Annotated in this window: 1 protein-coding gene and 1 pseudogene; both read left to right on the top strand. The window is 63.0% G+C overall.

What is annotated here, in order from left to right; genetic code table 11:
- Nucleotides 1-155, top strand: a pseudogene (locus V7067_RS15800) (LysE family translocator); the annotation flags it as partial.
- Nucleotides 156-240: 85 nt separating this feature from the next.
- Nucleotides 241-855: a LysE family translocator gene (locus tag V7067_RS15795; RefSeq protein WP_334176861.1), complete on the top strand. Its 615-nt coding sequence runs from the start codon at nucleotides 241-243 to the stop codon at nucleotides 853-855.
- The last annotated feature ends 267 nt before the right edge of the window (nucleotides 856-1,122 follow it).

Genomic DNA, 1,122 nt, shown 5'->3' with positions numbered 1-1,122 from the left:
TCGGCTTCGTGGTGAATGGCACGGTCGTCCTTCTGGGCAGCCATATCCGGGGCCGCCTCTCTGCAAGGCGTCGTTTTCCCAGGCTCCCTCAGTATCTTCTTGCAACCGTATTCGCTGGACTGGCATGCCGGCTGGCACTCGGAGAGCGAAATTAGCCGCCGTGGTGCGGCTTGCTCTTTCACATCGGGAAAAGGGGCTTATCCTTAAACCCCGAGAGCAAGCATAACGTTCGGGGTCTCCATGGATTTTTCGACCTTACTTGCCTTCGCAGCCGCCTTTTTCGTCTTTGCCGCCAGCCCCGGCCCCGACAACATGACGATCGTTGCCCGCACGATCTCACACGGTGCCGCCTCTGGCATTGCCTATGGGGTGGGAACGGTCGCCGGCATTCTGATTTTCCTGACGCTTGCGGCCTTTGGGCTTTCAATTGTCGCGGCTGAAATGAGCGGGGTGATGACTGTTCTGCGCTATGCCGGCGCGATCTATCTGATCTGGATCGGCGTGAAGCTCTGGACCGCCGCGCCAGTGGTGCCCGACCTGCAACCTGTTTCCGGGCGGCGCAGCTTGCTGGCGATTTTCGCGACCGGCGTTGCGTTAAATCTGGGCAATCCCAAGATGCCGCTTTTCTATATTGCGCTGCTGCCCAACGTGGTCGGGGCTTCGCTTCTGCCCGGTCATGTCGCGGCGCTGGCGGTGGTGATCGTCGCCGTCGAGGTGGTCGTGATCGGCGGACATGTCATTCTGGCCGGCCGAGCGCGCAGTCTGCTCCGCACGCCGGTCGTTGTTCGCCGTGTGAACCAGACAGCCGGTTGCGCCATGGTCGGGGCCGGCGTGGTCGTCGCCGCATCGCGCTAGCGGCCGTTGGACTGAAGTGCGGGGCTCACAGCAACGATCGAGGGATTTGCCAGCCCGCACGCGAGTGCACTTGCGACCACGGGGGCGGCTGTCGGCGGGATCACCTGCAGGATCACCTGCGCGCCCCCGGAGCCGCACGTCGAGGCCGCCGGACGACGCAATTCGCGCCATGGGATCGAAAAAGAACCCGCTGACAACGACGGAATGGCTGACAACGCCTGTTGCAGGTCGGCAATTGGCGTACCCGCTCAGGGGCTGAAATGGCGG

This window comes from Pseudoxanthobacter sp. (assembly GCF_036822375.1).
Lineage (GTDB): Bacteria > Pseudomonadota > Alphaproteobacteria > Rhizobiales > Segnochrobactraceae > Pseudoxanthobacter.
The sequence above is the reverse complement of the archived record's forward strand: the minus strand, read 5'-3'. Positions and strand labels throughout refer to the sequence as shown.